Here is a 21,813-nt window from a genome sequence, read left to right as displayed (position 1 = left end):
TATTAGAGGTTGAACGCTGAGGCATAATGGCATATCCTATTGCCTTCCGACCTTTAAGGATTTGAATCAGTTAGTCCTGAAGACTGGTGCTGCATGTTATTTCTATAATCAGCTCACTCTTACGTTTCGCAATCCAATTTATTTTCTTTTTATTGACTGTTATTTCGATGATCAATCCCAAGAGGAAACCACTCGCTAAGCCAAGCAGCCCACATGACAGGACCCCAATGCCATACAAATCCATATATGGTTCCTAGTACAGAAAAGATGGTTCCGCTCTCAGCTGACCACCAAGCGGCGACCCATGGTGGACGAGGATAAACGGAGTTAGTCCCCCATACTGTTATTTTACCTTTTGAATAACGTGGTTTGATATTGGCAGACTGAAACTTCTGATGTGGCATAGGCAATGTTCTCCTCCGACTTGATGTCCCTTCATAATTTTAGCAATCATTACCTATGTTATTCTGCCGATTGCCTTCTCATAGCGAAATAGAACATATGTCCTTCCTGTAATCCCCTTTTCCAATAAAAATGAATTTGCCGCAACTACCTCAGATTTTACACTCCTAATACTTTTATTCGGATTTTGTACCAATCACAATGGTTGCATCCCATTCTTCATCTCTAACCATTCTGGTAATGAAACCTGCTTTAGTGAAGATTTCAGAAGTTCGAGCACTCTGCATTTCGCTTGTTTCTATCAATAGATGTCCGCCAGAAACAAGCCAGTTTTTCGCCTCTTCGGCTATTTTACGATGGAGATCTAGTCCATCCTTCCCTCCGTCAAGTGCCATTTTTGGTTCGTATAAACGTGCCTCTCTGGGAAGGAGTTCAACTGAGTCAGTAGGAACGTAGGGTGCATTAGCCACTATGAGATTCACTTGTCCTTTCAATGAATGGGGTAATGCTTTATATAAGTCACCTAGATAAGGCTGTCCTCCCATCATTGTTATGTTACGGGAAGCACATCGTACAGCAACTGGATCAATATCTACTGAATGTAATGAATTCTGTTTTACGTGGTTAGTGATTGCAGCACCAACAGCACCTGATCCACAACACAAATCCAATACAACATCATTTGACTTAATTACCTCTATTGCTTTCTGAACCAGAAACTCCGTACGTCTACGCGGTATAAAAACTCCAGGTTCGATTTCAATCCTCAATCCACAAAACGTAGTAAACCCTACCACGTATTCAAGCGGAAACCCACTTGCCCGTTTATCTACAAAATTCATTAATTCCTCTTTACTTTTAGCCTCTGAAATAAGTAGATGTGCTTCTTCTTCAGGAAAGACACATCCCTCATTACGAAGTCTGCCGATCACCCATTTTTTCGTGTTATGATCGATCATAAAGGTATTTTTCTGTCCTATGTGACTCACCACTTCCTTAACAATAGTAATCATCTTTTTATTCTAGAAATAAATTAAATGTCCTTCTATACGAAACTCCTATTTCGTGCAATAAAAAAAGAAGGCTGTTGCAGAGCCTCCGTTTTAGGTAGTTTATATTCACATTGTTAATAATAAAAAATCTCTATTCTGCTGTTTTTACCTGATATCGAAAAACTAAAAAATGGACAACCCATTTTTCGAAAATCAGGATATTCGTTTATGCTCGTCCATTATTTCAGCATAATATATTTCCGTAAGAGTACTCTTATAATACTCTACCTGACAGGAAAGGGGGGACATACATGCAAAATTCACCGCTTTCTAATCTTCTTGTATGCTTGGGAGTGCTACTTGTTATCATTTTGTTAGCATTAGCATTATTCGTTGGTGGAATTTTAGGCGTTGATACCAGCTCATTTAGTGGTGCCTTTAATGACATTGCTTCACAATGCTAGTCGCTTCCTACTCTTTACGCTCCATTTAAAGTACTAATGGAGTGAGAAAATGAACTTAGGAGAGACTAGTGATCTTCTAGGTTCATTTTCATAACTATTCTCTTCAAGTATTTCTGCGTTTCATACTATATTTTAGAAAAGGGTGATAACATCATGAGTGAGGAACAAAAAAAATCGAATAAATCCATTCTAGGAGACCAGCTCAACCTTAATTCTTTATTAAATTCTACTGATAATAATGCCTTAATGAATTTGGCTGGGAGCTTCATGCAAAATCCAAATGCCATGAATTCATTGATGAAGGTAGCAAGTAATATGTTATCAAATGATGACATGAAGAACACAGGTAATGATCATTCAAAGCAGGATTCAACAGTTTTATCTGAAGATATAATTAATGAACTAAAATTGGTTACTTTACGTTTAGACAAACTTGGTAATGAATTGCATGAATTGAGAGAGCAATTAAAGGAATTCAAAGAATACAATCAAACGGCTATTGAATACATCATTAAAAAGAAAACGAAATCGAAAAAAGATTAAAGTCGATTATTGAACCTTGAGAAATCAAGGTTTTTACTAGTTTCGTACCTTTCCATTTTACTCTTATTTAAATTAAGTTCATATCACTACGTTTCATTCCATTTAGAGTAATGAATATTTTTGCCAAATGAACTTCAATAAAGTCGGCAAATAAAAGAAGTTACATGCAAATTCTTTGCAAATAACTTCGCGGAATCATGCTTCGTTTATTCTTTTTGTACCTAATAGGGAGCTTTTTATCATCAGTTTTTTATAAAAATTCCGTTAAGCTCCCTTATATCTATTTAATCCCTTTTTTAATAGGATTCCTATCATGACTCCTGGAATGACACATCCCATTGGGAACCAAACCGTTCCGAACGCCATTCCAAAAATTTTAACCCTTGCGGAAAATATAAGTCCCACCGTAACAAAATAGGCTGGGACAAGAAAAGGTAAGAAAGAATATGGTTCTCTTCCTCCGCCAGCGTCCTTATATGCGTCCCACATGGCAAAAAAGTAAACACAGGGATAAAACATGAGCCATTGATATTCAGTCTGCTCGATTGCTTTTTTTATTTGACCATTAAAACTTAACAGGATCAATTCATTAAAGTGAGAATAAACATTAATCACAAATTCCAATAAAATAAAAATGATCCCTTTCAGATATTTACCATTTAGTAATTGACCAAAACCTGGGAAGGCAATACTCCATAAAAGTTTTTCTAAAGGATTCACATTTTCCTAACCCTTTTCTACTAATTTTTTTTAATTTTCATCAAGATGATCACGATTAACAGCATGTGGTGCTTTTTCCATCCAGCCCTTTTCTATATAAATTTTTGCAGCACTCTCCACAAATTTCCCAATTTTTATGAACGATTTAGTATACTGGAAACCCACATCATGCCTACCATTCACCGCTACTGAATTTCCAAACGCTCTTATTTTCATTGAAAACATATCCATCTTATGAAAAAGCATGATCTTATCCGAAAATGGTGAAAATGTCGATGTGGTTACTAAATCATCTAGAAAAGATGGGGTAGGTAAATGTTCATCATGAAGCATTTGCATATAATGCTGAACACTAGTTGCTGTCATATCTCTTCCCCATTCAAACAACTTCCGAATCTTTTCATCTTTTGCCACTTGGGCAAATGCCATGATAAGGGCTTTACTGGTAACATTATTTTCAATATTATCATAAAAATGGGCTATTTCTAATGCATGCAAGGGTCTTACATGACCAAAGTAACCATTTAGAAAATCACTATGTACAAACTCTACTTTATCTGGAACAGGAATAATGGGTGGCTTAATGGTTAGACCTTTATTCATTAATACTTCTTTGATCTGTTCCATTAATCCCATCGTAGAATTCATACAATAGGTAAAAAATTCTCTTACATCTTTCCGATAAACAATCGGTAACCCAACATTATAGATACTCATCCCTGCTTTTGCAGCATACTTCAAATAATGAGGATAGTATTGATCTTGAAATAAGCGTGGGGCATTCAAGTTTACATCCTCTTCGCCAAACCCTTTTGGTATCGGGAAGCTTTCCTTTGTAAAAATGTCTGTAGTGATCTTTAAAAATTCCTCGGATAAGGTTAAAGCATTTTCTAATAATGTTCTAATATCTGGATCCTTCACATGTGTAAGATAATAGCTTAGAATACATGTTGCCATGCTGTTCCCCATGTAAGTTGCCCACAACTTTCCCATTTCTGCAGAGGTTAATGGCTCATTCGTGTTTGTCTTATGGGTACCTAATTTAATCGGTTTAATTGTTTGCATAATGGCTCCCTTCTGTTAATTTTCGCTTAGTGTTTTCCTCCATTCAAATCATATTCCAATTTTAATTATTATTATCTTTACAACCCCTCATTATTAAATTTGAATTAAAAAAAGCATTAAAATGGGTAAAAAAAGTAAAAAGACCGCCACGGCGATCTTCATTTTTACTCTTGACCCTTTATTGGTTAGTTTACTCAAGCATTTGATTGTTAAAACTCTCCATCAAATTGGGAGAACGGAATATTTAGTCGGTTTTCCACTGTGCGAAGCCTTTGATTCAGCCGCTGTAATCGGCGCTGTATTCGGTTATTTTCCCTTTCGAGTTGGTCAACTCTCCGTTCAAGCTGCCGCCATTGGGGCAATTGAAATAGTTGTGTTAGTTGTGGAAACTGCCTTTCTGGGTTAGCCTGATTTTGCTGAACATATGGGTAATAGTCGAATTGAGTATGCGGAATTTGATAATTTCCATACGGATACATGTGGGTACCTCTCCTTTACGTTCATTTCCCTATACAATATGAGGCCATTTTCAGTGTGAGACGGCGGGTACCCATATGTTTCCTATTTTTCCATATAGAACCAAACTTATTTATTTCCACCACGGGCCCATATCACGACTGGAATTAGCAATAAGGACAAGATTCCCCCAACAATGGATAAGGTTGCATAACTGGAACCAGCCACAATCATTCCCGAAAAGGCACCACCTGCTGCTCCTGACAAGGCAATTAACACATCCACAGTACCTTGTGTTTTCGCACGTGTGGATGTTTCTGTTGAGTCAACGAGAAGAGCGGTCCCACTGATCAAACCAAAATTCCACCCTAACCCTAGTAATGAAAGAGCTATTACCATAAAAATCATAGAATCCCCCGGTGCCCATGCTGCCAGTAAACCTGCGAGAAGCAGTGTTGTTCCAGAAGCAACAGCCATGACAGTTCGCCCTAATCGATCGACGAGGACACCAGTAACCAGTGAAGGAAGATACATGGCACCAATATGAAATCCAATAACAAGACCGACGGCACCCAAACTATGTCCATGATGCATCATATGAACAGGTGTCATCGTCATAATGGCTACCATGACAATTTGAGTAAGAACCATAATCGTTGCCCCAACCATGACACCTCTTTTGTTTTTTGAACGTTCCACTGCTGTCGTCGGATATTCTTTATCAATAGGTTCAAGATTGGCTGCTTCTATGGATCTCGCTATCACTAAAGGATCTGGACGCAACAAAATGAAAAGGACAAGACCTGCTAAAATATAGGAAGCTGCCCCTAAAATGAAAGGACCTGCAAGTGATGGAACACCGATCAAAAGAGCAAAATCCCCCATCACATCTACTAAATTTGGTCCTGCAACAGCACCAAATGTGGTAAACACCATCGTAATACTAATCGCGGTTGCCCGCTGCTTACTATTCGCTAGGTCTGTTCCTGCATAACGGGCTTGGAGGTTCGTAGCTGACCCTGCACCATAAACAAGAAGAGATAAAAATAACAGAATGACACTATTTAGGATGGCTGAAAGGATTACTCCGATTGCTCCAAGTCCACCAATCAAAAAACCTGTTGCCAAACCTGTTCGGCGACCAAAACGTTGAGTAAGTCTGCCAACAAATAAAGCGGCTCCTGCCGACCCTAGCGTAAGTAATCCTGAAGGAATTCCAGCATAAGCATCAGTGCCGAGCATTTGCTGTGCAAGGAGAGCACCGACTGTCACTCCTGCTGCTAACCCCGCTCCACCTAAAATTTGTGAAATACTGACAACGATTAATGTACGTTTGTATAAGGATTTTTGTTTTTCCGTAGAAAAATTGAAGCTTTGTAACCAAGCTGATTGTTCGTCTAATGCCTTTAGACTTTCTTTTTGTAACATAATCCTGCCCACCTTTCTTGAAATGGATTAATCCGCAACTAGATTTACCCATCATAACACGCATAAAAAAACCACACAACAACCTATTTGTATGGCTAACAATATTAAGAAAGTTCGGTAAGCAACCGTTTTTAATCCAGATTCATGATCTGGAAAAGTTGCTCCCATCTCAATTAAGTGCATTGGTTTGTGACCACTTACTATTCAACCTTTTGAAACTTTTTCTTTAAAAATGGACAGCAAAAAGATCGTCCTTGATGACGATCCATTATGTTAAGACTATTCATTTAACTTTTGCAACTCCTAAAGCAAAATGGCTCCAAAGAATATCTTCTACTAATTCAGCTTGTGATTCTTCACATTCAACAATTAAGATGATTTCCGCATGCTCTCCTTTTAATGCTCGTTTATTTTTCCTTACAACCAATTCCATGAACAGCCTAATAGCGAAGCCAAGAACAAACCCCACAAATGCTCCTGCTAGCCCCGAAAAAATCGGTCCCCACGCTAATTTAAAGCCCATACTTGCCCCTATAACGGCAAGTGCAGTAGCAAGTCCCATACCAATATCAATCAGGCTTGTACCATCTGACCGATGAAGGGTATCAAAAATTTTACGGTCTTCTTCTCTATTATCCAATGGGACAGCAAAAATACTTTCTTTTTTAATCCCTCTTTTTTCTAGGGTTGAAATGGCCATTTCTAAATATCCCGTGGTCTCGAATGTTGAAAACAGCTGCAATTAGATCACTTCACTTTTTGTCCTTTTAGTATTTGGAAATTCGCAGATTGATATTTTTCTGTTAGATGATTCCTTAAGTCTTTTTCGAATAGTTTGTTATTCTCAACCGTATTAATATATGAATCATAAACTGCAAACCCATAGTGTGAAGGGATGAAAAGAAGCCATTCAGGTTTTAAAACGGCAGTTGCTTCCTTTATTTGCCCCAGAAAAAGAAGTACAACAGCTTCTTGTACATGCGAATAATAAAAGAATACAACTAACCAAACGATAACAAAAAGTGCAGTTAAAATCCTATGTATATACAATTGGCCTAATCCAGGAATAAACAATGACCACATAACGGCAATAATCGGATTTAGTTTATCCAAATAGTTAATCTCTAAAGATCCTATCGAGAATGAATTAAAACGGTGTTCTTCCCGCTCCGCTAACAGATAGGCCCGATTCATATCGACTGTTGTCCGATAACTATCCCAGATCCCGAAAAGATAGACAGGGATATACATGAGAAGCCACCTTGTATCTAATACTTCTTTCGCCATCTCTATATTCCCTTGAAAGGAATAAATCATTGATAAATTTACATGTGCTTTAATATTAACGACAACTTCCCAAATAAATAATGCATATCCTCTAAGATATTTAGATAAAAGCATATGCCCGAATCCTGGGAAAGCTGCGGACCACCATGCAACAATGTAAGGATTTCTCAAATGCAATTGTGTCGTTCCTAAAGTACTTACATAGGCTTTATATCTTCTGGCGGTGTTGTCATTGGTGTAGTTATCCATCCGTTCCTGTTCACCCTCAGAAGTTATTTGTATTATTTTTTCCATAAAAAGATGACAAATATACCTGTCTTTATTCCGCTCATTCGCCAGTTCCGTTTATTTTCAGATTATTTCATTATTAAATAAGTGGGTGTATGAATTTTCCATATTTATACAGGATGTGAAATAACTTAAATAGAATCTATAATAGAAAATGTAAATAGGGGTGAGTAATTTGTTCAATTTTATATGGGGGTTCCTATTATGGTTTTCAGCTACCCTTTTGTTTCGTCTTTTTGGCCCTGTCATTTTAGATTTAGATAGTATTCCAACATTGGTGTTCACTTTTGTTCTGGCTATTCCTTTAGTTTCAGCAACAACTTATCCATACTATTATTTCAAAAAATTCCTGATCCGTTTCGATTAAAAGCAGCTGTACAAATTGCGATTCCTGGAATGATTTTAGATATTTTTAGTGTGATTTACTATAATAAAGTGTTCCCTAACTTGAGTATTGAAACACTACCCATTTTTTCAGCATGGTTACTGTGGGCGTATAGTTTCATTTTAATTTCGGGTTTTCCTTTAAAAGGTAAAAATAAATAAATTCTATGTATAAGGCACCAGCTAATTTTAGGTTGGTGCCTTCGAATCATATGAACAGTAGCTCTCTTTCTAATATACCCAGGCACTTTTCAAGAGCTCAACACCACGTTCTATTTCATCAAGAGAAAGATGGCTAAATCCAAGTTTAATCATAGGGTCCTCGTAGATTTTTTTAATATGGTAGATGGAAGTGGGATACACTTTTACTCCATTGTTTGCAGCACGCTCGATTAGCCACTCTTCTGATTGATTTAGATGTATTTTGATTAATACGTACAAACCTGACTGTTCTCCAATAATAGAAATACTTGGACCGAACTGCTTTCTTAGTTGTGAAACTAAGTGCTGCATTTTCTTTTTATAAACCAGGCGCATACGCTTGATGTGGCGATTCCATTCTCCCAATTCCATAAATTTGGCCATGGTAAGTTGACTGATAAGAGAGGTGGAACTCTCAAAATTTCGAAAGCGCTTTTTATACATGTTTAAAACAGGTTCTGGCAGCACCATATAGCTTAGACGAATTCCCGGTAAAAAGGATTTTGAGAAATTTCCTAAATAAATGACTCTTGTTGAATCAATTGAGGCAAGAGCAGGAAAGGGTTTTTGTGTATAGCGGAATGCACTGTCATAATCGTCCTCGATTATATACCCATTCCTCATGTTTACCCATTGAATTAGGAATTGTCGTTGACCGATCGACATGCTGACACCAATTGGACTTTGATGTGATGGTGTGACATAAATTAATCGTGATTGCATTTGTTCCAATTGTGAAAGGTTCGCACCGGTTTCGTGAACAGGCAATGGTTCCAACCTAAAGCGATGGAATTGAAACGCCTCCCGGGCACCGTCGTAACCGGGGTCCTCCACGATTACACTCTGAAATTCATCCCTTAGTATATGTCCCAAGTAAACCAGTATTTGCTGAGTACTGCTTCCGATGATAATAGCATTAGCGTTTGTTTTCACACCGCGCGATTCGAATAAATAATTGGCGATTTGTTCTCGCAATGCTTCTTCTCCAAATGGATCTCCATATTGAAAGGTATCCTGTAATGTTAGTACTTGATTGGAGATTCTCCTCCAAATTTTCATTGGAAATTGTGGTTGATCAACGGCATCCCCCCTAAAGTTCACCTTCGGAGGATTCATGGTCTCTGTTTGCCTTTTCTTATAGGGAACATAAGGCTCCTGAAAGATTCCGGGTTCTAATTCATTTGCGAAATACCCTTTTCTTCCCTCACCACGAATATACCCTTCAGCCACAAGCTGTTCATATGCCATTAACGTTGTATTCCGGCTGACATGTAAGGATTCTGCAAGTTGTCGAATGGAAGGCAATTGTTCATTTGCCAAAATGTCTCCCTGTTCAATATATAATTTAAGTTTCTCGTAGATTTGTTTGTATTTTGGGCTATGATGGTTAAAAGTAAAAATGGTATTATTCATTTGATTCCCTTCTGACATGTATATTTGTTTGATATTGTACCTTTTTTTATGTCAGTTAGTATATTATTATTTTTTTAACCATTCAACTAAAAGTTTGAAAGGATGATTATGTGTATATTCCTAAGCAATATCGTATGAATCATGAGGAAGCCATTCAAATGATGAAGTCTAACCCGTTTGCCTTACTGATTACAGTTGATGAGCATCGTCCCTTGGCCACACATATTCCTTTGGAAATTCGTGAAGAGGACGGAAAAATCTATGGTACTGGGCACATTGCCTACGGAAACAAGCAGAAAAAAACGTTAGAAAATAATAGTGATGTGTTACTTATTTTTCAAGGAGCACACGCTTACATTTCATCAAGCTGGTATGAGGTGGAAGAAGTTCCTACTTGGGATTATTTAGCTGTACATGCCTATGGAACGGCACGAATCATCAGTGGCGACGAACTGAAATCAGCTTTGGATACAATGCTGAAACACTATGAGTCTCACCGAGAAAATGGAAGGCTCTGGGATACGTTTGATCCAGAGTTGCTTGAAAGTGAAATGAAAGGTATAGTTGGGTTTGAAATTGAGATTACTTCTATTCAAGCTGCAGCCAAAATGAGCCAGAATCGTTCTGACACTGATTACAAATCCATTGTTGGCGAGCTGGAAACATCAAATGATCAAGAAGAAGTTCAGGTTGCTCAGTGGATGCGTGAGCAACGGAAAGGGTTATTTAAATAAGTTCATAACGAAATGGAGAGTAAGTTTATGACTAAATTTATCATTGAAGATGATTTTTGGACGTTATTCCCTCATGCAAAAATAGGCACCGTTATTTGTGAAGGGATCGATAATTCTATTAGAGACGTTGAAATCTACGAGGGTATGCTACAGGAGGCAGAGAAAGAAGCACAAGCCTTTTTCAGTCAAGAGGAATTCAGCAATAATCCCGTTATTTCCGTTTGGAGAGATGCTTTTCAAAAATTCAAGACTAAGAAAGGTGCTAGGTGTTCCATTGAAGCTTTACTGAAACGGGTGAAAAATGGCAATCATATCGGAACTATCAACCCACTTGTTGACATTTATAATTCGATTTCATTGCGTTATGGACTTCCATGCGGTGGAGAAGACATCGACATGTTCGCAGGCGACATTAGGTTAACGCGAGCAAACGGGAACGAACCGTTTATCCCATTGGGAAGTGATGAAAATGCACCGCCATTTGAAGGTGAAATCGTTTATAAAGATGATGTAGGTGCCATATGCCGATGCTGGAACTGGCGTGAAGCTCAGAGGACTATGCTGACTGAAAATACAAAAAATGCATTCCTTTGCATTGAATTAGTCGATGAAACAAGAAGCGATGAGTTTCATCTGGCCCTTAGAGAATTGTCTGATTTGGTTGCACAGCATCTTGGTGGTACGGTAAAGATGGAAGTCTTAGATATTCATAATAAGCAAATGACGATTGTAGGGTAAACTTACTAGTGTTATGATAAATACTTAAAATACTGGTAAAAGGGGGTTTTCTCCATGATTCATGTACTATTCGTCTGCCTTGGAAATATTTGCCGATCACCAATGGCTGAAGCTTTGTTTCGTGATTTCGTGAAAAAGGAACAGCTATCTGACAAAATTGCCGTTGATTCCGCTGCCACCAGTTCTTGGCATATTGGTTCCCCACCCCACAAAGGCACACTTGAAATCCTGAAAAAATATCGGGTTTCTACAGAAGGGCTTGTTGGCCGCCAATTAACCAAGGCTGATTTTGAAAAGTTTGATTACATAATCGGGATGGATGAAAGCAACAAGAAGAACATTTCGGAGATTCTGGGTCAGCCGAAACATCCGAAGATCCTTCGACTGCTTGATCTAACCCCTCATAAAAAGGATGTTCCGGATCCTTATTACACCGGTGATTTTCAGGAAACGTATGATCTTGTTTCAGAAGGCTGTCGCGCATTGCTGGAGAAAATTCGGGTTGAACATGAATTATAACAAAAAAGTGCCAGGTACCATCCCGTTTTGGAAGTGGTGCCTAGCACTTTTTTTGATTATTTTATGAACGACAATATTTCTGTCCGTGCTTGACTATCGGTTGCAAATACCCCACGTGCTGCTGTGGTGACCGTGCTAGCCCCTGGTTTCTTCACACCACGCATGGTCATGCACATATGCTCGGCTTCAATGACCACCATAACCCCATAAGGCTCAAGTGTTTCCATCATCGTATCGGCAACAGTCGAAGTAATTCTCTCTTGTAATTGCGGTCTGCGAGATATAGCTTCCACCGCTCTGGCCAATTTGCTTAGTCCTGTCACCCGACCATTTTTAGGAATGTAAGCTACATGTGCTTTGCCGAAGAACGGAACGAGATGATGCTCGCACATCGAGTAAAATGGAATATCCTTTACCAATACTACTTCTTCGTGGTCTTCGGTGAAAATGGTTTCGAAATACACTTTCGGATCAATCGTTAAGCCGGCAAACATTTCTTCATACATTTTGGCCACACGTTTTGGAGTATCCAAAAGCCCCTCTCTGTTTGGATCTTCACCAACCGCTTCTAATAGTAAACGTACTGCTTCTTGAATTTTCTCTTTATTTATAGTACTCATCATTTCTCCCCTTTTTCCTCTATAAAACTATACGCCGCGCTTGTTTCCCCAAACATACGTATGCAATTGCGGCAACACTTTTACGTTTTTAAGCTCGTGATCTTTCATGACTTTTTCGATCAGCCATTCATATTTATCAATTAATTGACTTACTAACTGCTGATTTTCATTCGTTTTGTTATCATCATTTCCTACCTGGAAGAAAAACGGAACCTCAGGATAACGGAAATGGACATTTTTCGCATATTCGTAATCTTCCCCATTGAAAACAACGACCTTTAAGCTGACATTTCGAGAATGGTCTGCTTTCATTAGGTTTTCAATTATTTGGTCAAGTGTTTCAAAATTGGTGTTCATTCCTGAACTTGGCGGTTTTGGTGAAATTGTTAATTCATCGATTTGGTAAAACCAATCTTGCCACGTGCTGCCTTGTGTTTCTAATCCGATGTTTATATGATTTTTCTTTAATAATTCTATTAAACTGTTAAGATTTTTTAATAAGGCTGGATTCCCTCCAGAGATCGTAACAAAGGAAAATCCATCTCCGCCAAGGCTAACGAGCTCCTGCCAAATTTCTTCTGCAGTCATTTGTATGGTTAACTCTTTTCCGGTTCCGTCCCAGGTAAACGCAGAGTCACACCAGGAACAGGAATAATCACAACCGGCGGTACGCACAAACATGGTTTTTTGCCCGATTACCATTCCCTCTCCTTGGATGGTCGGTCCGAAAATTTCCATAACAGGAATTTTACTCAACTTCCATCCACTCCCGTCTTGCTTCGGCGTAGCTGGTAGGCGTTTCAAATAAACGGACAAACTCCACTCTTGCTCCAAGGTATTGAGGCATTTGATCCAGTGCCTCTTTCATTTTTTCGAAAATCCAAACCACCATATTTTCTGCTGTCGTATTCATTGGTGGCAAGGTTTCGTTTAAGTAGCGATGATCGAGATGAATCTCAATTTCATTTTTCCAAATTTCTTTTATGTCGCCAAAATCAATCATAAGGCCACGTTCGTCCGTAAATCCGCTAACACCAAAAATGACTCTGTAGGTGTGGCCATGAAGGTTTTTGCACTTGCCTTCATAATTGTGCAAATGGTGGGCCGCATCAAAGGTAAATTCCTTGCTGACCAGCACTCGTTTTGAATGATATTTTAGCTGGTCACGCGAAATATCCTCATCGATTTTTTGTAGCTTATCTACAATTCGAAAACCATACATGGAGTTATGCCTCCTTCCTTGTGCTTAAATACTGATCGAGGCCTCTTTTTCTCAATTTGCATGCTGGACATTCGCCGCAGCCATCCGCAATAATTCCGTTATAGCAGGTTAACGTTTTTTCGCGGACAAAATCCAAGGCATTTAATTCATCTGCCATTTTCCACGTGTCTGCTTTATCAATCCACATTAATGGGGTGTGGATGACAAATTCCTGATCCATGGACAGGTTTAAGGTGACGTTTAACGATTTAATAAACACATCACGGCAATCCGGATAACCGCTAAAGTCCGTTTCACACACTCCGGTAACAATATGCTTTGCCCCTACTTGACTAGCCAGAACGCCGGCAAACGAAATAAACAATAGATTTCTTCCTGGAACAAAAGTGGATGGCAATTCACCCTCTTCGCCCTCTTTTACTTCAATATCATCACGGGTTAAAGCATTAGGAGCTAACTGATTTAATAACGACATATCTAAAATATGGTGCCTGACACCCAGTTCATTTGCAATATTTTTGGCGCATTCAATTTCTAGACTGTGCCTTTGATTATAGTTAAACGTAACCGCTTCTACTTCTTTAAAGTTCTTTAATGCCCAAAATAAACAAGTGGTACTGTCCTGACCACCACTAAATACAACTATTGCTTTATCATTTTTCATGAATAACTCTCCTTTAAAATAGAAAAACAGGCCCACTAAAGAAAGCAGTCCTGTTTTCCATAGTTTTTTATAGAGGGTAGCTAGAACCTCTTTCCGTCTCGACGGAATTATTTAATTATGGAACTATTCTACAATGTTTTTTTCATTCTGTCGACAACTTTCGACTTTTTCTTGAGAGGATCTTTATAATTTTGCCTGAACAGATTGTAACTTCCGCTCCATCGAATTTTCCTTATCGCGGCGATCATCAATCCTTAGGTTCGTGCAAACCCGTTGCAACCCTTTCTTAAACGGCACTTCATGAATTTCTTGTACAATTTCCATCAATAATGGCAGTTCGCCTTCGATTAACGTGCTCATCGGTGTCAACTGGTATTTCACTCTTCCCTCGTATTGCTGAAGTACTCTATGTATTTCTGCTACATATTCGCTCACGCTTGGTGTACCGGTCCCAACTGGGATTACAGTGATATCGATAATAGCCATATTTTTTCCTCCTGTATTGTTACTACCTTAACAGGATACCATATGTTTTCTGCTGCAACAAAACATGGTGATAGTTGGCTGTTTCAAAACATACAATCTTGTTAAAAAAGAATTCGGGGAGATGCGATCATGGAATTCCAGATGCAAAAAGCCAATCTGCTTGCGGACAATATCAATCGTTTTATTAAGTTTATCTATATACATTATGAAAACCGCAGCAGTTCTAGTATTAAAAATGCTGATAAGTTGTATCAAATCAAACTTTTTATTGAAGAGTACAGATTCCAAATCATCGCGGATGAGCTTAAGAGAATCAATCAGTACGACTGGAATGAAAAATATACTATATACTTGGTGGATGAATTTTATAAAGGGATTTCTGTTATTGATCAATATGTAAACCATCATTATGAAGATTTATTTCTTGTTTCCGCGCGTCTGTACACGTTGATGAGCCTCAGTTTGATCATTAAAAACACCGGCCATGACTGAAACATGGCCGGTCCTGTATTTACGAAATTTCTTCGATAATCTCTCCGCTCTCAAGGGTTTTTGGCGCATTAATGATGCGCTGGTTGGAGCTTCCTTTATATCTTAAAGTCAAATCGCGCTTTTTCAGCTCAAATCTTCCATCTACCAATATATCAATTTGTTCTAGTAAGGAAACATGATCGGGATCCTGGATTAATTCCTCGTAACGATACCCCGTAAAACACCAAATGTTTTTCCCCTCTTGTTTGAGTTTACGCGCTAACACAGCAATCTCTCTCGCCTGTAAAAACGGTTCTCCGCCACTGAAAGTGATATCGGTTAATTCATTTTTCATGACTTCCTGAAAGATCTCCGCTTCACTCCATTCCGTGCCCCCTTCAATATTCCAAGACTCGGGATTATGACATCCTTGACAGAGATGAGGACATCCAGCAAAAAAGATCACCGTTCTTAAGCCTCTTCCGTCTACAATCGAGTCATGGACGATATCTAGCACTCTCATTTCGGGCTGTTTCCTTTACGAACCGATAGATTGTGTTTGACACGTTCACTTTCTTCACTCCGCTTGCTGGAATTCCAGCGATTCATCGAACCTACTAAGTATCCGGTAATTCTTCTGATTCGTTCTACTTTGACTTCATTCCGATTACCGCAATTTGGACATTCGTTATCAATGATCCCTTGATGTCCGCACTCGAGACATCGATCCACCGGATGATTGATACTGCCATATCCAATCCCGTATTTTTGCATCGCCCTAACTAACGTATCCAAGGCCTCAATATTTTTGCTGGCATCACCATCGACTTCAATATAGGTGATGTGTCCGGCGTTGGTCAGTTCATGGAACGGCGCTTCTATTTTGATTTTTTCCAGAGCTGCAACTGGATAGTATACAGGTACATGGAAGCTGTTGGTGAAATATTCCCGATCAGTGACCCCCGTAATGATGCCGTGTTTCCTTCTTGTTAACCGTAGTGCCTTACCTGCAAGGGATTCAGCTGGTGTTGCCAATAAAGAATAGTTTAATCCATATTCGATCGTGGCTTGATCCATTTTTTTTCGCAAAAAGGCAACAATATCCATCCCCAGTTTCAAAGATTCCTTGCTTTCACCATGATGTTGCCCGATTAATTGGACAAGGGCTTCAGCCAATCCGATAAAGCCGACCGATAATGTGCCCTGCTTTAGGATTTCGCTTAATTTTTCAAATGGAGCTAATTCTTCCCCATTCCACCATACCCCCTGCCCATATAAAAACTTGAAATGGGATACGGTTTTTTCTGCCTGGTAAAGATAGCGTTCATATAATTGTTTAATCGCAAGATCGGTGTTGATCTCCAGCTTTTCCCAAAAATCTTGGATAGATGGCGATTCAATCGCAAGCAATGGAAGATTGATAGAGGTAAAGGATAGATTTCCCCTGCCTACCGGAGTTTCTTGGCCATTTACGTTTCCAATCACCCTTGTTCTGCACCCCATCGTACTGATTTCACTTTCCTTGGTACCGTCATAGTATTGCAGATTAAAAGGGGCATCGATAAATACATAGTTTGGAAATAACCGCTTTGATGTAGTCTCTAGAGACAAACGGTATAGATCATAGTTCGGATCGCCTTCGTTAAAGTTAATTCCATCTTTGATTTTAAAAACAATGATCGGGAAAATCGGGGTTTCCCCGCCGCCCAATCCATTTTGCGCCGCAAGCAGGATATTTCTTGTTACCATCCGGCCTTCCCGTGATGTGTCAGTTCCAATATTGATAGACACAAAGGGAGTCTGGCCTCCCCCGCGCGAATGCATGGAGTTACAATTATGTATAAAGGCTTCACATGCCTGAAATACTGCCTTTTCTGTCCATTCCCAAGCTTTTTGATCCAAAAATTCCTCGCTAGGGTCAACAGCAATTTCCCGGACAAGTTCACGTTTCTTACCAAACGTCGCCCGTACATATGGTGCTAGATCATAATCAAAACAAGGAATGGACTGCCCGCCGTGCTGCATGTTTTGATTAGCCTGCAGAATAATGCTTGTTAATGCCATGGCACTGCCAATAGATTTCGGTTCGCGCATTTTTCCGTGCCCGGTGTCAAAACCGTTCTTCAACAATTTTTCCAAAGGGATTTGACAGCAGGTGGTGCTGCCGCTGGCATAGAAGTCCAAATCATGAATATGGATATATCCACCCAAATAGGCTCTCTTCACATCTTCGGACAAGAGGTTGTCGACGGTGAATGACTTTGCCGTTGCAGAGGCAAATAAGCTCATCATGCCCATAGGTGATTGTCCATCCACATTGGCATTTTCTTGAACCAGGTCTTGGTTGCTGCTGTTCACGATTTCCTTCAATTCTTCCATTAGCTTCAACATGTTTCGTTCACGACCCATTCTGATTGTTTTTTTACTTTTTCATATTTTTCTAAAAATAATCCAACAAAGCGACGGCATTTTTCCATATCGCTTAATTGTGGTGATAACTCCACCTTCAGTGTAACCGCTAAACTGGTATGGACATATAACATGTCCCTAAATGCATCCACGGCTCCGCAAAAATGGGGATAGAAGCTGTCTCCTGTTCCGATCACTCCGGTGGTCAGATGTGCCACTTCCTGATTTTCAAATGCATGATACAAAGGAACCATTTCAGGAGGAATCTCTCCGTCTCCCCATGTATAAGTCCCAACAATAATTCCAGTATAGGCTTTAATCGTAGACAAGGGCAATCCATTAACTGGAAGACAATCCGCCATTACACCCTGTAATTGAAAAAGCTGTTTCATCACCGTTGCGAGCTCTTGGGTATTTCCTGTCCGTGAGGAATAGATGATGGCGATGCTCATTACAATTCATCGAATCCATTCGATTGGGTAATCTTCGTATACGTGCGAGATTTTTGTTCGAAAAAATCTGATTTGGTTTCATTGATCATTTCATCACTGAATACATGGATCCATGGCATCGGGTTTTCGCGTTCTGGGTACAGATTGTTCAGACCAAGCTGGCGGAATCGTTTATTGGCTAAGTACTCAACATAATGTTCAAATTCTTGTAAATCAATTCCCTCAATATTGTTTAAAATAAACCGGGACCATTCTTTTTCTAATTCTACTGCACTATCAATGGTTTTATAGATATAATCGATATTTTCAGGCGTATTCATTGCAGGATTTTCCGTTAATAATATCCGGATAAACTGTGAAATAAAGTAGGCATGCTGCATTTCGTCCCTCTGGATATAGCTGATCATCGTGCTCGTCTTTAACATCTTTTGTTGGCGGGCTAAATGGTAAAAGAAGGCAAATCCTGAATAAAAATAGATTCCTTCCAGATTAATTGAATTCACAGCCAATTTAAATAAACTACTAGGTGTCGGACACTGGCGAAAACCTTCGTAGGCCTCGAGAATAAGTGCATTTCTTTTTTGAACAATCGGGTCTTCTTTCGCCTGATTAAATCGGCTGTTTTGTTCTTGTAATGGAACCAATGAACTTAAAATATAAGAATAAGATTCGTTATGCACCGCTTCCTGCTGTGATATAACGGCAAAGATCGCTTTGAAACTGGAGTCAGTTACATAATCCATAACCTGACTCATCGTGGGTGTTTGTAAACTATCCAAGGACGCTAATTGTGTATTAATTCTTAAAAAGACATCCTGTTCAGACTCAGTTAAAGAATCCCATTGTTTAATATCATCTTGCATATTGATCTCTTGGGCCTTCCAAAAGTTTGATAACAAGGTTTGGTAGAGATCATACATGTGTGGGTATGCAATATCATTCCAATTAAGGATACCCGATGTTTGACCATTAATAATACCGGTTGATTTATTGGGATGCTCAGGATTTAATAGTTTTATTTTTCGTAGTTGCATGCTTTCATTTCCCCTTCCATTAACTATGGCAAGCTTCACATTCTTGAATTTCGGCCTGTGATGTACTTCGAACATAGTAGGTCGATTTTAACCCGTGTCTCCAAGCCTCTAGATGGAGCTGCAATAGATCCTTTGCTTTAATATCGTGCTTCACGTACAAATTAAAGCTTATTCCTTGATCAATATGCTTTTGTCTCGCAGCATTTTGTTTTATGCTCCAATGCTGGTCCAATTGATGTCTGACTCGGCGATAATAATCGTACGTATGATGATTCAAATCCGGAGCGGTTACTTTGAATTTAAAGTTCTTCTTTTCTTCGGCATATTCGACTGAGTAAATCGGATCAATCCCATCCGTAGAGCCGCCGATTTTGGCTGTTGAAGAATTGGGGGCAACTGCCATCAGCCAGCCATTTCGCATCCCATTTTGGGTAACATCCTGTTTAACCTTTTTCCAGCGGTCTGATGTATAGCCTTTTCGGTCAAAATAACGGCCTGTATGCCACTCGGAACCTTCAAATTGGCTGTATGCCCCTTTTTCTTGTGCCAATTCCATCGAGGTTCGAATCGTAAAATAGGCAATTTCTTCGTATAGTTCATCTGCCAATCGTACCGCTTCTTCCGTTTCCCAATGAATGCCTTTTAGCGCTAACAAATGATGCCAACCAAAGGTACCCAAACCAACGGCACGGTATTTTTTATTAGTCTTTTGAGCTTGTCCAACATGAATGGTATTTAAATCGATCACATTATCCAGCATTCTCACTTGAATTCGGATCAAACGTTCTAACACTTGGTCCGGTACCGATTTTGCCAGATTTATTGAAGAAAGATTGCAGACGACAAAATCTCCCGGCTTACGAACGATAATCAAGTTGCCATCTTGGTCCTCATATTCACTTGAAATAGTGGTAGCAGACATGTTCTGAGCGATTTCTGTACATAAATTGCTGCAATAAATGGAGGTACGCCCTTCGCTAACTAGATGCTTATTGGGATTCTGCCGGTTAACTTCATCACGATAAAACATATATGGTGTCCCGGTTTCCAATTGCGAAATCATGATCCTGGCCATGAGATCCATGGCCCGATAGGTCTTCCTCGGCAGAAATGGATGTTGGACTGCCTCATAATACTTTTCTGTAAAATATTTGTGATCCTCTTCATCGTAAAAATCTTCAAGTCCTAACGTATTTCCATTCTCATCTTTCCAGCCCATTATTTGCTTCACTTCATGAGGACAAAACGTATGCCACTGGCCGATGCTTTTCCCATTCTCATCGGTTTCCTGCAATTTTTCCATAAAAAGGTCCGGGATTGAAACTCCTGTGAAAAGATCGTGTGCTTTGCGCCGTTCATCGCCATTATTGGTTTTTAAATCAAGAAATCCATTCATAATATCTTTGTGAAAAATATCGAGATAGACGGCGATCGCCCCTTGACGCTGTCCTAGCTGATCCACGCTGACAGCAGTATCGTTTAGTAAACGGATCCATGGGACCACCCCTGAAGAATTTCCCTTAAATTTCTTAATATCGGATCCCAGTGCGCGCACTTTTCCATAATATACACCAATTCCGCCGCCATCCTTGCTAAGGCGGGCAATATCCCAGTTATTAAGGTAGATTCCATCTAGTGAATCTTCCACTGTATCGATAAAACAGGATGATAGCTGACCGAAGCTTTTTCCGGCATTAGCTAAAGTAGGAGTCGCCACTGTCATATACAAATTACTTAGAGCCCAGTAGGCTTCTTTTACGAAATAAATTCGTTTCGAGTTTGGTTCATCCTTCATCAAGTGCATGGCAATCGTCATAAACCGCTCTTGAGGAAGCTCGTAAAGATTCCGGTCATGATCTCTTGCTAAATAACGATCAGCCAGCAAGAATAGGCCCATATATTGAAAAAGCAAATCGCGGTCCGGGTCAATGGTTTGCCCAAGCTCATCGATTTCTTCTTTAGAATAGGAGGTTACTAGTTCAGGAGAATAAATTCCTTTTTCAGTTAGAATTGTGAGTAATGAGTAATAATCTCCGTAACTTTGTTTGGGATCGTATCCCCTGTTACGGGCAACTTGCTCATAGAGTTCGTTTAAATAGGCTCGAGCCGCAATGTAGGTCCAATTCGGCTGGTCCATGGAGATTTTATGTAGGGCGTATTGAAGGACTTTTTCATTTTGATTGTATTGTTTGAGTTCTGTTAGGTCTAAACCAAGTTTTTCTGCCGTTGTTACCATCGTTTCGGTCATTGTCGATTTCTCCTTTTTTGTAAATAAAAAAATCCGCTCGGGGATCAGAGCGGAAGAAATGACAACAGCCAAAAGAAAAACCTGCATGATTCGTTTTGACGCCACCATCTCATCTTCCCCATCCCCGAAGAAGTGAAACTAACTAAAATAAGACAGGTCTCCTGACTCATGCATCATCCTCTACTAAATCCTTCCCGTATAAGCACCCAAATAGTGAGCTCTCTTATACAGTGGTCCATTTAGTTCGTCAGCATTTACAGTTGCGGGGGCAGTTTCGGCCTTTCACCGAATTCCCTATTAAGCGAATCATCGCATCTTATCGCAAGGCTATTACTATATGTAGTTGTTTTGCTATTTTCTAAATACTAGATACAGTGTATTAGTTTAGTTTATATCATATCTTATTCATGTTTTTTTTACAAGACAAAAATTGTAATCTATTTTCTTTAGACAACTTGAGGCAGTTTACTAAAATGATATCTTTAGAATTACAATCATGGGATTTCTTTGGGGTGTACTCCCGTGAGAAGTCTTTGAGAATCGTTCTATCTGACATCCCTAACCTAATTTTGT

Annotated in this window: 26 protein-coding genes and 2 riboswitches; of the genes, 7 read left to right on the top strand and 19 right to left on the bottom strand. The window is 39.3% G+C overall.

Annotated features, from left to right (window positions below):
* Positions 1-149: 149 nt before the first annotated feature.
* Complete coding sequence (locus ACI3K6_RS03280; protein WP_435553683.1) at positions 150-404, bottom strand: hypothetical protein; 255 nt, start codon at positions 402-404, stop codon at positions 150-152.
* 174 nt (positions 405-578) lie between these two features.
* Positions 579-1,361 (bottom strand): putative protein N(5)-glutamine methyltransferase, encoded by a 783-nt coding sequence (locus ACI3K6_RS03275; RefSeq protein ID WP_435553865.1) that lies wholly within the window; start codon positions 1,359-1,361, stop codon positions 579-581.
* A 344-nt stretch (positions 1,362-1,705) separates the two neighbouring features.
* Between ACI3K6_RS03275 and ACI3K6_RS03270 the strand changes: the two genes are divergently transcribed.
* Together ACI3K6_RS03270 and ACI3K6_RS03265 are read left to right on the top strand one after the other, a co-directional pair.
* Positions 1,706-1,858: a hypothetical protein gene (locus tag ACI3K6_RS03270; RefSeq protein WP_335482412.1), complete on the top strand. Its 153-nt coding sequence runs from the start codon at positions 1,706-1,708 to the stop codon at positions 1,856-1,858.
* Positions 1,859-2,011: 153 nt separating this feature from the next.
* Positions 2,012-2,401 (top strand): hypothetical protein, encoded by a 390-nt coding sequence (locus ACI3K6_RS03265; protein ID WP_435553682.1) that lies wholly within the window; start codon positions 2,012-2,014, stop codon positions 2,399-2,401.
* Between the two features lie 264 nt (positions 2,402-2,665).
* Here ACI3K6_RS03265 and ACI3K6_RS03260 read toward each other — a convergent pair whose 3' ends face one another.
* From ACI3K6_RS03260 to ACI3K6_RS03235, 6 genes are all read right to left on the bottom strand, one after another.
* Positions 2,666-3,121 (bottom strand): hypothetical protein, encoded by a 456-nt coding sequence (locus ACI3K6_RS03260; protein WP_435553681.1) that lies wholly within the window; start codon positions 3,119-3,121, stop codon positions 2,666-2,668.
* 30 nt (positions 3,122-3,151) lie between these two features.
* Positions 3,152-4,186, bottom strand: coding sequence for a DUF3231 family protein (locus tag ACI3K6_RS03255; RefSeq protein ID WP_435553680.1), 1,035 nt, complete (start codon positions 4,184-4,186; stop codon positions 3,152-3,154).
* Between the two features lie 209 nt (positions 4,187-4,395).
* Positions 4,396-4,665 (bottom strand): hypothetical protein, encoded by a 270-nt coding sequence (locus ACI3K6_RS03250; RefSeq protein ID WP_435553679.1) that lies wholly within the window; start codon positions 4,663-4,665, stop codon positions 4,396-4,398.
* A 106-nt stretch (positions 4,666-4,771) separates the two neighbouring features.
* A complete protein-coding gene (locus ACI3K6_RS03245) occupies positions 4,772-6,073 on the bottom strand; it encodes an MFS transporter (RefSeq protein WP_435553864.1) in 1,302 nt (433 codons plus the stop codon).
* A 280-nt stretch (positions 6,074-6,353) separates the two neighbouring features.
* Positions 6,354-6,812 (bottom strand): hypothetical protein, encoded by a 459-nt coding sequence (locus tag ACI3K6_RS03240; RefSeq protein ID WP_435553678.1) that lies wholly within the window; start codon positions 6,810-6,812, stop codon positions 6,354-6,356.
* Positions 6,813-6,817: 5 nt separating this feature from the next.
* Positions 6,818-7,606 (bottom strand): hypothetical protein, encoded by a 789-nt coding sequence (locus ACI3K6_RS03235; RefSeq protein WP_435553677.1) that lies wholly within the window; start codon positions 7,604-7,606, stop codon positions 6,818-6,820.
* Positions 7,607-7,918: 312 nt separating this feature from the next.
* Here ACI3K6_RS03235 and ACI3K6_RS03230 point away from each other — a divergent pair, with 312 nt between their 5' ends.
* Positions 7,919-8,191, top strand: coding sequence for a DUF5367 family protein (locus ACI3K6_RS03230; protein ID WP_435553863.1), 273 nt, complete (start codon positions 7,919-7,921; stop codon positions 8,189-8,191).
* A gap of 69 nt (positions 8,192-8,260) precedes the next feature.
* On the opposite strand, the gene pdxR is transcribed toward ACI3K6_RS03230, so the two are convergent.
* On the bottom strand, positions 8,261-9,643 hold the full coding sequence (gene pdxR / locus ACI3K6_RS03225; protein WP_435553676.1) for a MocR-like pyridoxine biosynthesis transcription factor PdxR: 1,383 nt from the start codon (positions 9,641-9,643) through the stop codon (positions 8,261-8,263).
* 110 nt (positions 9,644-9,753) lie between these two features.
* Between pdxR and ACI3K6_RS03220 the strand changes: the two genes are divergently transcribed.
* Genes ACI3K6_RS03220 through ACI3K6_RS03210 form a run of 3 tightly spaced genes read left to right on the top strand, consistent with a single transcriptional unit; the run spans position 9,754 to position 11,634 of the window.
* Positions 9,754-10,377 (top strand): FMN-binding negative transcriptional regulator, encoded by a 624-nt coding sequence (locus tag ACI3K6_RS03220; RefSeq protein ID WP_435553675.1) that lies wholly within the window; start codon positions 9,754-9,756, stop codon positions 10,375-10,377.
* Positions 10,378-10,404: 27 nt separating this feature from the next.
* Positions 10,405-11,115: a B3/B4 domain-containing protein gene (locus ACI3K6_RS03215; protein WP_435553674.1), complete on the top strand. Its 711-nt coding sequence runs from the start codon at positions 10,405-10,407 to the stop codon at positions 11,113-11,115.
* 54 nt (positions 11,116-11,169) lie between these two features.
* Entirely contained in the window at positions 11,170-11,634 is a 465-nt protein-coding gene (locus ACI3K6_RS03210) for a low molecular weight protein-tyrosine-phosphatase (RefSeq protein ID WP_435553673.1), read from the top strand.
* Positions 11,635-11,690: 56 nt separating this feature from the next.
* On the opposite strand, the gene folE is transcribed toward ACI3K6_RS03210, so the two are convergent.
* The 5 genes from folE to ACI3K6_RS03185 all read right to left on the bottom strand — a co-directional run bounded on the left by folE (position 11,691) and on the right by ACI3K6_RS03185 (position 14,626).
* On the bottom strand, positions 11,691-12,254 hold the full coding sequence (gene folE, locus ACI3K6_RS03205; RefSeq protein WP_435553672.1) for a GTP cyclohydrolase I FolE: 564 nt from the start codon (positions 12,252-12,254) through the stop codon (positions 11,691-11,693).
* 27 nt (positions 12,255-12,281) lie between these two features.
* Positions 12,282-13,010 (bottom strand): 7-carboxy-7-deazaguanine synthase QueE, encoded by a 729-nt coding sequence (queE, locus tag ACI3K6_RS03200; RefSeq protein WP_435553671.1) that lies wholly within the window; start codon positions 13,008-13,010, stop codon positions 12,282-12,284.
* Complete coding sequence (gene queD, locus ACI3K6_RS03195) at positions 13,003-13,476, bottom strand: 6-carboxytetrahydropterin synthase QueD (protein ID WP_435553670.1); 474 nt, start codon at positions 13,474-13,476, stop codon at positions 13,003-13,005. The genes queE and queD overlap by 8 nt, the downstream gene beginning before the upstream one ends.
* Positions 13,477-13,480: 4 nt before the next feature.
* On the bottom strand, positions 13,481-14,140 hold the full coding sequence (gene queC / locus ACI3K6_RS03190; protein WP_435553669.1) for a 7-cyano-7-deazaguanine synthase QueC: 660 nt from the start codon (positions 14,138-14,140) through the stop codon (positions 13,481-13,483).
* Between the two features lie 53 nt (positions 14,141-14,193).
* A riboswitch (PreQ1 riboswitch) is annotated at positions 14,194-14,236 on the bottom strand.
* 87 nt (positions 14,237-14,323) lie between these two features.
* Positions 14,324-14,626 carry an MTH1187 family thiamine-binding protein gene (locus ACI3K6_RS03185; protein ID WP_335478758.1) on the bottom strand — a complete coding sequence of 101 codons (303 nt, stop codon included), beginning with the start codon at positions 14,624-14,626 and terminating at the stop codon, positions 14,324-14,326.
* Positions 14,627-14,755: 129 nt separating this feature from the next.
* On the opposite strand from ACI3K6_RS03185, the gene ACI3K6_RS03180 reads away from it, so the two are divergent.
* Positions 14,756-15,118 carry a hypothetical protein gene (locus tag ACI3K6_RS03180; RefSeq protein WP_435553668.1) on the top strand — a complete coding sequence of 121 codons (363 nt, stop codon included), beginning with the start codon at positions 14,756-14,758 and terminating at the stop codon, positions 15,116-15,118.
* A gap of 19 nt (positions 15,119-15,137) precedes the next feature.
* Here the strand turns inward: ACI3K6_RS03180 and nrdG are convergent, their stop codons facing one another.
* Genes nrdG through ACI3K6_RS03155 form a run of 5 tightly spaced genes read right to left on the bottom strand, consistent with a single transcriptional unit; the run spans position 15,138 to position 21,240 of the window.
* On the bottom strand, positions 15,138-15,620 hold the full coding sequence (gene nrdG, locus ACI3K6_RS03175; RefSeq protein ID WP_435553667.1) for an anaerobic ribonucleoside-triphosphate reductase activating protein: 483 nt from the start codon (positions 15,618-15,620) through the stop codon (positions 15,138-15,140).
* Positions 15,617-17,488 carry an anaerobic ribonucleoside triphosphate reductase gene (locus ACI3K6_RS03170; RefSeq protein ID WP_435553666.1) on the bottom strand — a complete coding sequence of 624 codons (1,872 nt, stop codon included), beginning with the start codon at positions 17,486-17,488 and terminating at the stop codon, positions 15,617-15,619. Before ACI3K6_RS03170 ends, nrdG begins: the two co-directional genes overlap by 4 nt.
* A complete protein-coding gene (locus ACI3K6_RS03165) occupies positions 17,482-17,958 on the bottom strand; it encodes a flavodoxin domain-containing protein (protein ID WP_435553665.1) in 477 nt (158 codons plus the stop codon). The genes ACI3K6_RS03170 and ACI3K6_RS03165 overlap by 7 nt, the downstream gene beginning before the upstream one ends.
* Positions 17,958-18,992 (bottom strand): ribonucleotide-diphosphate reductase subunit beta, encoded by a 1,035-nt coding sequence (locus ACI3K6_RS03160; RefSeq protein WP_435553664.1) that lies wholly within the window; start codon positions 18,990-18,992, stop codon positions 17,958-17,960. Before ACI3K6_RS03160 ends, ACI3K6_RS03165 begins: the two co-directional genes overlap by 1 nt.
* A gap of 19 nt (positions 18,993-19,011) precedes the next feature.
* Positions 19,012-21,240, bottom strand: a complete 2,229-nt coding sequence (locus ACI3K6_RS03155; RefSeq protein ID WP_435553862.1) for a ribonucleoside-diphosphate reductase subunit alpha — start codon at positions 21,238-21,240, stop codon at positions 19,012-19,014.
* Between the two features lie 134 nt (positions 21,241-21,374).
* Positions 21,375-21,574, bottom strand: a riboswitch (cobalamin riboswitch).
* Positions 21,575-21,813 lie beyond the last annotated feature (239 nt).

Origin of the sequence: Neobacillus solisequens (assembly GCF_051233465.1) — a bacterium.
Classification (GTDB): Bacteria; Bacillota; Bacilli; order Bacillales; family Cytobacillaceae; genus Neobacillus.
The sequence above is the reverse complement of the archived record's forward strand: the minus strand, read 5'-3'. Positions and strand labels throughout refer to the sequence as shown.

Bases quoted from the DNA above. Each gene is read 5' to 3' on its own strand.
- ACI3K6_RS03275 (WP_435553865.1), bottom strand. From the start codon at position 1,361: ATGATCGATCATAACACGAAAAAATGGGTGATCGGCAGACTTCGTAAT.
- queD (WP_435553670.1), bottom strand. From the start codon at position 13,476: ATGTATGGTTTTCGAATTGTAGATAAGCTACAAAAAATCGATGAGGAT.
- nrdG (WP_435553667.1), bottom strand. From the start codon at position 15,620: ATGAGAGTGCTAGATATCGTCCATGACTCGATTGTAGACGGAAGAGGC.
- ACI3K6_RS03250 (WP_435553679.1), bottom strand. From the start codon at position 4,665: ATGTATCCGTATGGAAATTATCAAATTCCGCATACTCAATTCGACTAT.
- folE (WP_435553672.1), bottom strand. From the start codon at position 12,254: ATGAGTACTATAAATAAAGAGAAAATTCAAGAAGCAGTACGTTTACTA.
- ACI3K6_RS03170 (WP_435553666.1), bottom strand. From the start codon at position 17,488: ATGTTGAAGCTAATGGAAGAATTGAAGGAAATCGTGAACAGCAGCAAC.
- ACI3K6_RS03165 (WP_435553665.1), bottom strand. From the start codon at position 17,958: ATGAGCATCGCCATCATCTATTCCTCACGGACAGGAAATACCCAAGAG.
- pdxR (WP_435553676.1), bottom strand. From the start codon at position 9,643: ATGAATAATACCATTTTTACTTTTAACCATCATAGCCCAAAATACAAA.
- ACI3K6_RS03280 (WP_435553683.1), bottom strand. From the start codon at position 404: ATGCCACATCAGAAGTTTCAGTCTGCCAATATCAAACCACGTTATTCA.
- ACI3K6_RS03160 (WP_435553664.1), bottom strand. From the start codon at position 18,992: ATGCAACTACGAAAAATAAAACTATTAAATCCTGAGCATCCCAATAAA.
- ACI3K6_RS03155 (WP_435553862.1), bottom strand. From the start codon at position 21,240: ATGACCGAAACGATGGTAACAACGGCAGAAAAACTTGGTTTAGACCTA.
- ACI3K6_RS03210 (WP_435553673.1), top strand. From the start codon at position 11,170: ATGATTCATGTACTATTCGTCTGCCTTGGAAATATTTGCCGATCACCA.
- ACI3K6_RS03265 (WP_435553682.1), top strand. From the start codon at position 2,012: ATGAGTGAGGAACAAAAAAAATCGAATAAATCCATTCTAGGAGACCAG.
- ACI3K6_RS03185 (WP_335478758.1), bottom strand. From the start codon at position 14,626: ATGGCTATTATCGATATCACTGTAATCCCAGTTGGGACCGGTACACCA.
- ACI3K6_RS03235 (WP_435553677.1), bottom strand. From the start codon at position 7,606: ATGGATAACTACACCAATGACAACACCGCCAGAAGATATAAAGCCTAT.
- ACI3K6_RS03255 (WP_435553680.1), bottom strand. From the start codon at position 4,186: ATGCAAACAATTAAACCGATTAAATTAGGTACCCATAAGACAAACACG.
- ACI3K6_RS03270 (WP_335482412.1), top strand. From the start codon at position 1,706: ATGCAAAATTCACCGCTTTCTAATCTTCTTGTATGCTTGGGAGTGCTA.
- queC (WP_435553669.1), bottom strand. From the start codon at position 14,140: ATGAAAAATGATAAAGCAATAGTTGTATTTAGTGGTGGTCAGGACAGT.
- ACI3K6_RS03215 (WP_435553674.1), top strand. From the start codon at position 10,405: ATGACTAAATTTATCATTGAAGATGATTTTTGGACGTTATTCCCTCAT.
- ACI3K6_RS03180 (WP_435553668.1), top strand. From the start codon at position 14,756: ATGGAATTCCAGATGCAAAAAGCCAATCTGCTTGCGGACAATATCAAT.